The organism is Paenibacillus sp. N119s (assembly GCF_059447605.1).
On the sequence record NZ_JCAJRU010000220.1, the window covers coordinates 1 to 8,251 of the forward strand.

General features: G+C 41.9%; 8 protein-coding genes. 7 read left to right on the forward strand and 1 reads right to left on the reverse strand.

The window, feature by feature from the left end:
- From AC5V8P_RS20455 to AC5V8P_RS20485, 7 genes are all read left to right on the forward strand, one after another.
- Positions 1 to 227: TIM barrel protein (locus AC5V8P_RS20455; protein ID WP_495473812.1), on the forward strand; the 227-nt coding region annotated here is incomplete at its 5' end.
- A gap of 16 nt (positions 228 to 243) precedes the next feature.
- Positions 244 to 1,590 carry an amino acid permease gene (locus tag AC5V8P_RS20460; RefSeq protein WP_064796712.1) on the forward strand — a complete coding sequence of 449 codons (1,347 nt, stop codon included), beginning with the start codon at positions 244 to 246 and terminating at the stop codon, positions 1,588 to 1,590.
- A 161-nt stretch (positions 1,591 to 1,751) separates the two neighbouring features.
- Positions 1,752 to 2,765 carry an SIS domain-containing protein gene (locus AC5V8P_RS20465; RefSeq protein ID WP_064796711.1) on the forward strand — a complete coding sequence of 338 codons (1,014 nt, stop codon included), beginning with the start codon at positions 1,752 to 1,754 and terminating at the stop codon, positions 2,763 to 2,765.
- Between the two features lie 283 nt (positions 2,766 to 3,048).
- Entirely contained in the window at positions 3,049 to 3,831 is a 783-nt protein-coding gene (frlD, locus tag AC5V8P_RS20470) for a fructoselysine 6-kinase (protein WP_063211950.1), read from the forward strand.
- Between the two features lie 63 nt (positions 3,832 to 3,894).
- On the forward strand, positions 3,895 to 4,623 hold the full coding sequence (locus AC5V8P_RS20475) for a GntR family transcriptional regulator (RefSeq protein WP_063211948.1): 729 nt from the start codon (positions 3,895 to 3,897) through the stop codon (positions 4,621 to 4,623).
- Between the two features lie 310 nt (positions 4,624 to 4,933).
- A complete protein-coding gene (locus AC5V8P_RS20480) occupies positions 4,934 to 5,584 on the forward strand; it encodes a glycosyltransferase (RefSeq protein WP_196771848.1) in 651 nt (216 codons plus the stop codon).
- A gap of 204 nt (positions 5,585 to 5,788) precedes the next feature.
- Positions 5,789 to 6,844, forward strand: coding sequence for an acyltransferase family protein (locus AC5V8P_RS20485; protein ID WP_064796709.1), 1,056 nt, complete (start codon positions 5,789 to 5,791; stop codon positions 6,842 to 6,844).
- 111 nt (positions 6,845 to 6,955) lie between these two features.
- Here AC5V8P_RS20485 and AC5V8P_RS20490 read toward each other — a convergent pair whose 3' ends face one another.
- Entirely contained in the window at positions 6,956 to 7,900 is a 945-nt protein-coding gene (locus tag AC5V8P_RS20490; RefSeq protein ID WP_064796708.1) for an SPRY domain-containing protein, read from the reverse strand.
- Positions 7,901 to 8,251 lie beyond the last annotated feature (351 nt).

The following is an 8,251-nucleotide window of genomic DNA, read 5'->3' on the forward strand; positions in this document are numbered from 1 at the left end:
AGATGGTTCATTTTCACCTGATTGACGGTGACGGCTCGTCTGATGCGCATCTGGCTCTAGATGATGGGGTGTTGAATTGGCGGGAATATCTGACCAGTCTTCAGAACCATAATTACGAGGGAGCTTGTACACTAGAAATTATGGGGTTCAATTATTATCAGAATCCGCAGGAAGCACTTAGGGAATCGGTCAGGAAAATAAGGGGAATGCAATACTTATCACCTTGATTTGGAGGAACTCGTTATGAGTAATAGCTCACTTACACGAAAACTGGGCTTTTGGTCGGCCCTAGCCATCGCTGTTGGAACTACGATAGGTTCCGGAATCTTTGTCTCTTCCGGTGATGTTGCAAAAGCTGCGGGTATGCCCTCGATCTCAATTCTAGCCTGGATTATTGGTGGGGTTATTGCGATTCCGCAGGTCATGGTGCTGGCCGAGTTGGCGACTGCCTACCCGCAAAATGGAAGCGGTTACGTATACCTGAATAAAGCAGGATGGAGGCCCTTGGCCTTTCTATACGGATGGGCAACCTTTTGGGCACTCGATCCTCCGTCCATTTCAATTATGGCTCTGGCCATTGTTGCCTACCTGGCGAGCTTCTTCCCTTTTTTCGTTGGAATTGCCGGCAAGCTGCTAGGGGTAGCGATCATTTTGGTCATCACGTCCATCCATTACCGAAGTGTCAAGGCAGGCGGTAGTTTTCAAGTCATTATTACGGCTGTCAAAATCATCCCTTTCCTGATTGTTATTGTGCTGGGCCTCATGTACATGAACTTTGACAACTTTGCTTACACACCCGTCGCAGGAGCGACAAGTTCAAGCTTAATCGGTGGCGTATCTGCCACGACGTGGGCTTACACGGGAATGGCCGCCATTTGTTTTATGGCTGGAGAATTCAAAAATCCAGGGAAAGTTCTCCCTCGGGCATTAATTAGTTCGGTACTGATTGTATTGGGTCTATATACGCTGCTTGCGGTATGTGTCACCGGCCTAATGCCGTTCGATAAACTGATGGGTTCCAGCTCCGCTGTGTCCGACGCCGTCAAGTATATTCCCGGATTATCCGGCATGGCCTCATCCTTTGTAGCTGTTACCGCGATTATTGTTATCCTGGGTTCCTTGAGCTCTTGCATTATGTTTCAGCCTCGCTTGGAGTATGCCATGGCGAAGGATGGGCTGTTCTTTCAGCGTTTTGCAAAAGTTCATCCCAAATTCGAAACACCAAGCTTCTCGATTATTGCCCAGGTTACGTTGGCCTGTATTCTTGTGTTCTTCAGCAATTTAACTGAACTGCTTGGTTATTTCACGCTGATTCAGCTGGTCATTAACATTCTGGATTTTGCCGCGGTGTATAAATGCCGTAAGAGAGAGGATTATAACCCGATTTACCGTATGCCAATGTGGAGAGTAACCACTATTCTAGCTATCCTTGGGGCAGGATGGCTGGCTTGGGGAACCTTTACGTGGGCTCCAGTGCAGGGCATGATTGCCGCGGCGATCGTCATCGCAACGGGTCTGCCTGTGTATTACTACTGGGAGAAGAAGTATGGATCTAAAAGCAGTCATGACAGCAGCAATATAGTCATTTAACCTGGATGAAGTGAAGGGAGCGAACTCTAACTTACTGATTTCCTTCAGATGATACAAAAAGAGTTGTTTTAATTGTAATGTCTGGTTATACTACTGTATATAACAAATAAAATTGGATGATATTGGAGAGGGACCGCTCCAGTATAGGGAGGGAACGTAAAATGTTGAATTTTGACGAACAGTTATTCCTTAAGCTTGTGGAACAAGAGGGTCTGGCCTTTAGAGGACAAATTGAAGAGATTGTAGACGGGATTGCCAAGAAAGGGTACAGCAATATCTTTCTGATTGGTGCGGGTGGCACAATTGCGATGATGTATCCATATGAGTATATTCTGAAATCAAACTCGACCATTGATGTGCATGCTGAGATTGCCGCTGAGTTTATGGTGATGAACAACAGACATTTCAGTAAAAATTCCGTATGTATTTTTACATCTGTGTCGGGAACTACGCAGGAGACCGTTGCGGCAGCCGAGTTCTGTAAGGAACGGGGAGCGACTACGATTGCACTTGTGGCGGAAAGGGATACTCCATTAACCAAAATTGTAGATCACTGCATCACAACCGGCTCGGAGAAACATTCCTTCGATACATTCTTCATGCTCCTGTACATGGTTGTGTTCCGGTTCATGTATAACAACAATGAGTTCCCTCAATATGAGCAGTTCACGAAGGAAGTTGCCTTATTGCCGCGTGCGATCCTGGACGCAGTCAAAACCTTTGACCCTAAAGCGGAAGCTTTTGCAAAAGAACATAAAGATACTGACTATCATATGATGGTTGGCTCTGGCAACCTGTGGGGGAATACGTACTCCTACGCGATGTGTATCCTGGAAGAAATGCAGTGGATTCATGCTAAGTCGATTCATGCGGCGGAATTCTTCCATGGCACGCTTGAGCTTGTGGTTGAAGATACCAGTGTTATTTTGTTGAAAGGCGAAGATGAGACCAGACCTCTGATGGACCGAGTGGAGAGATTCGCCGAGAAGATTACGAAGAAACTGACGATTATTGACACCAAAGACTTTGCCTTGGAAGGCATCAGCGAGGAATTCAGAAAGCATTTTGCCGTAAGTATCAACTGGTCTGTACTAAGCCGTATCAGCGCCTACCTGGAGCGTGAGAGAAATCATCCGTTAACACTTAGAAGATACTATCGCCAAATGGAATATTAAGATACACAATCTTTAGTTCATTCTATATTGATGCATTTGATTTGAGCACTACTTTGTAGTGCTCAGGCTGTCGAGAAACCCCCTGTTTTTTTAATGAGGCTTAAAATGGTCATTTTGATCAAATAAAAATGGGTCCTCAGATCGTTTTAAATCGATTTTTGTTTTAAAAGTTGAGTCTCCCCAAACAAAAAATAAAGTGCCGGAAAGTCCGTTGGACTTTCTCGATACTCTGAGCACTACTTTGTAGTGCTCATTCTTTAATAGCAGGGAAGGCGGGAGCAAGATGAGAATCATTACAGTCGGGGATAACTGCATGGATGTCTATCAAGCAAGCGGCAAGGCTTATCCTGGAGGCAATCCGGTGAATGTGGCCGTCTATTTAACTGAAATGGGTGCAAAGACGGCATATCTGGGCTGGGTGGGCACCGACATTTATGGGGAGATCATGATCCAGGCTATTCAGGACAAGGGCGTGGATACTTCCCGGATTTCAAAAAAGGACGGAAAAACAGCGATAACCTACGTGGAGATGGTGGAGAATGACCGGAGGTTCGGCGATTACGATGAGGGAGTTAATGCACAATTTTCCCTTACAGCAGAAGAACTCGATTTTGCTAGCCATTATCAGCTTGTCCACTCGGGGATATGGGGTCATGCCGATCCGTACTTTCCTCTCTTTAAGGAAAAGGGCCTGATCACTTCCTTTGATTTCTCGGACCAGTTGCAGGATGATCGGGTACAGACGTTAACGCCCTACGTAGACTATCCGTTCTTTTCGTACACTCAGGATGATGACTATATCCGCCAACTCTTGGTAGAGGTCAAGCAAAGAGGAGCGCAGATTGCCGTGGCTACCTTGGGAGAGAACGGCTCGCTTGCTTATGACGGAGAACAATTCTTTCCGCATGGTGTGGGTAAGGTGAACGTCGTGGATACGATGGGAGCTGGGGATTCCTTTATAGCCGGATTTATTTACGGTCGATTGAAAGGGCTTTCAGTTGAGAGCTGCCTGGAGCTTGGAGCAACCACAGCTGGGAAGACGATAGGTTATTTCGGTGCATGGTGACTGGAGATGATCATCAATGTATAATACTTATTATAATCATTGATGGATAAGGATGAATTTACCATGAATTTGAATCCTTCAACCCCCCAGCCGCTGTACATGCAGATCAGGCAAATGTTGAAGAACGATATCCAGGACGGACGATACAAACCGGATGAGCAGATTCCAACGGAAGCAGAACTCTGTGATATTTATAGTGTAAGTCGAATCACTATACGGAAAGCGATTGAGGAGCTCGTGCGGGAAGGAACCCTGACGCGAATTCCTCGTAGAGGCACCTTTGTGGCCTCCAACAAATTTCATAATGAACTGTTATCCGTAAGCGGTTTCTCAGAGTTCAGCCACCAGCTGGGCATGATTCCAAACTCACGAATATTAAGAAGCGAAGTAATCCCGGCGTCTGAAGAGGTGGCTGGACATCTTCTTATTGAAGAAGGCAGCCCTGTGTTGGAGCTTGAACGGTTGATGTATGTAGAGGACCGCCCGCTTTTCTATGATATAGCCCATTATTCACTCACCCGGTTTCCGGATTTGGAAAAGAAGATCGCAATGAAAGAATCGACTTACAAGATTCTGTCGGAGGATTACAATACCGAGATCGTGAGCAATGACAAGATCATTGATGTGATCGGTGCGACCAAAGATTATGCGAAATTGCTTGAATGTGATATCGGGGCGAACTTGTTCCGGATATTAAAAATTGCTTTTGACGCAAACGATGAGCCTGTTCATCTCTCCACATTTATGTGTGAGACGAATCGGGTCAATCTGACGGTCCACCGGGCAAAATAGTCATGCCCATCGGCATGGCCTATTCTCCAAAAGGATTTAGCATCGAAACGATTATATGGGTGATTCAGAACGTAGCTTGTTCACCAGAATTACTTTTTTACTTGGATCATGGAGTCTTGGGCTCTGCTGGCAAGTACCGGCAGGCCTTTTTTGTGTTTTGAAATACGAAATTATGTTTTTGCAAGATGGTTACAAGGGTGATCAGCATATTAGAGGGTAACGGCTGAAGCTATACATACTGCATAAAGTCTGATATTTCAACCATAATAATACAGCCTGTTTATTCCAAACGTCAGAGGAGCAGATGAATGTGAAAAATAAATGGTTACTGACATTGTCGTTAACCTTGGCGCTCGTTTTTAGCATGACTCCTTTAGTCGTCGTGCAAGCGAAGGCGGGGGAGGAAAAGGGCTCCACTTGCCTAAGTCCCAAAATGGTGCAACTGAAGGTCGATATGCAGAAGGTATGGATCGACCATACCATATGGACGAGAAGCTATATTGTCAGTGCCGTATCTAATCGTCCGGATCAGAAAGACGTATTGGACCGACTTTTACGGAACCAACAGGATATTGGCAATGTGATCAAGCCTTATTATGGGGAAGTTGCTGGTAATAAGCTAGCTGATCTTCTGAGAGAGCATATTCTGATCGCAGGGAAGATAGTAGCGGCTGCCAAAGCAGGTAATCAGGCAGACGTGAAAAAGCTAGAAGCAGTTTGGCACACAAACGCCGATGATATCGCCAAATTTTTAAGTGCAGCGAATCCGAACTGGCAGTTCAAAACGCTACAAGATATGCTGTATACGCACCTTCAGTTGATAACGGAAATAGTCCTTAACTGTATCAAAGGAGACTGGAAAGCAGATATTGCAGCAACCGATAAAAATGAGATCCATATGATTCATTTAGCGGACATTCTTACAGAAGGCATTGTCAAACAGTTTCCAGAAAAATTTTAAGTAAGTGGTGCAGTCGCCGCAAAGCAGATTAGCTTTTTGTAATCACCCCAAAGGTGGCTATGGAAAGCTTTTTTTGCCTTTTGTGGGGCGCCTATTTTGCATAAAAATGGGACGTAATAGGATGTACAAAAAAATAAATATTCTATATTATTTGTTTGTGCTAATATATCTCTATTCCATTACAACTAGAAATGAGGATACTGTGTGCACCATGACAAGGAATTAAAGCTTGTAGAAACAAATATTGCCAAAGGGATTGCTGTAATACTACTTTTGATCCACCATCTTTTTGCTTTTCCTGACCGATTAAAATATGACTATGTTTCATTATTTAGTTTATTTCATGAGAGAGGAGAATTCTATTTAGGGCATTTTGGTCAGATCGCCATTTCTATTTTTTTATTTTTGAGTGGGTATGGTTTGTACAAGAGCAATGTTCAAAATCCACAGCATTTAATGCAGAAAAGCTTTACAAGATTAAGTAAAATCATGATAAACTACTGGGTTGTTTTTTTACTTTTTATTCCGGTAGGTCTGTACTTTTTTGGGAATTCCGATAGATTCCAACATAACACAACAATGGATTTTTTGCGGAATTTTATAGCGTTATCCAGTTCATATAATGGTGAGTGGTGGTTTTTGTATGACTATATCCTGCTGCTATTAATTTTTCCGGTAACCTTCCAAGCCTTTCAACGTAATGCATGGGTAACGCTTCTAATTGCGGGTCTAGTTTTTTATAATTCCTATTCACAAGGAAACTATTACAGCATTATGTATTGGCAATTGCCATTTATGATAGGGTTGTTCTTTGCGAAATATAAATTGTACTCATGGATGAATAAGATTTACAATTCTATTATTTTTAATAATATACTATTTGATGTTATTGTTCTTGTGCTGTTATTCCGTTTTCGTACTACGAGTCAATTGTTTGAGAAGACAACGATTGACATGATAATAGCTCCTGTAGTTATCCTCGTTAGTATTCATTTAATGAATAAATTAAAACTAACCAGACCTTTCGCTTACTTAGGGAAAAATTCAATGAATATTTGGCTAACCCACACCTTTTTTTGTTATTATTATTTTCAGAGCATTGTTTTCTTCCCCAAGGTATCTATCTTGATCTTGTTATGGTTAATATTGTTAACGGTACTTACCTCAATTATTATTAACAGCATCATCAGTCTCATTAATAACAAGGTGTATACTAATAATATAGATCTTAATCCAAACCAAGTTGGAAGCCAAGTCTAGGTTTGTTATTAGTACTCATTCATGAGCAGTTTAATAAAATATAAGCGCAGCCTCCATGCTTTTTGGAAGCTGCGCTTTTTTATTGAAAGGAGCGTGTTGCAAACCTAATGTTTATTTGGTTGAATACTCACTTACTTCAAATGTGAGAATTTTGTTGAAGATAACGTAGTCTTTACGGTTACTGAATGGACCTTTGTTGTTATTGTGCTTATCAATGGCAAAAAATGAAGGACCTCTGCCAGCATCTTTAGCGTCATACCAAGCGATGAAGGCGTTTAATTCTTTTTTACTTAGATCGAATTCTTTATCAAATCCATTGTCCATCGTTACAGTTAGAATAGCGCGGTCACCAGTTGGCTGTGAGGAACCATCTGTATCCGACGGATCTGGCGTTGTGGACGACCCAGGTGTTGTAGATGATCCAGGTGTTGTAGACGATCCAGGTATTGTAGATGATCCAGGCGTTGTAGATATACCTGAATCTTGGTAAGGTAAAAATCCTTCTGGAATCGGATATTTAAAATCACTTGTTCCAAAATTGGCTGTTGCAACTAATGGTACTGATAAATCAAGTCTTGTCACTGATGGATATACAGTGCTACCAATTTGAGAAGGTTTATAGCGTGAAATTCCCTGTGAAACGCCATTTTTATAATAAGTGAGTGTATCATTATCTAAATCTAGAGCGATAGAAATAACATCTTTCGGTCCAAAAGTTAAACCATAAGAGTATGCATGAGAAGAAGGGTTATAAAAGAAGTTTTGGCCATCGTAACCATAATATCTAGTTATTTTACTTTTATCTGAGTTAGTAATTCCGATAGCTGCTTGAGTAGAATTAGTAGATATTTCCCAATACCACTTACCAGAGCTTTTCCCCTTATTGGCAACCTCAGTATAGTTCCAAGAAGAAATTGTACTACTAAGAGATCCGTCGGACCAAGTTACATTTGTTGTTTCAGCTCTCGAAACTGTAGGGAATAAAGAAAGCACTGAAGCTCCAATAAGTAAGGCTAGCAGGATACTTCCCATTCTTTTAAACATTTTATTTTTCATGACTTCCTCCTAAAATTATGTAATAACAAGTGAATTATAGAACTGGATTGGGATAATTGTCCAAACATTAAATGATATATATTCAAATGTAAGTAATATTTTGGAATTTAATTTTTATATAAAGAATTGAGATAACATACGCAGAAATGCTTGTTGCAGAAGGAATCGATATATAATTTACCGAATGAAAATATTTGAGGTGATCGTTGTGAAACGTACATATAAAAGATTGAAGACCGACATGGAGTTGTTTGGGGCCGCTTTGGTCCAGGCGCATGTATATGTGGTATCCGTTGATGAGGAATTACGCGTGACATTTGAGGATTACGGGGGAATAGTAGAGGAGATGAA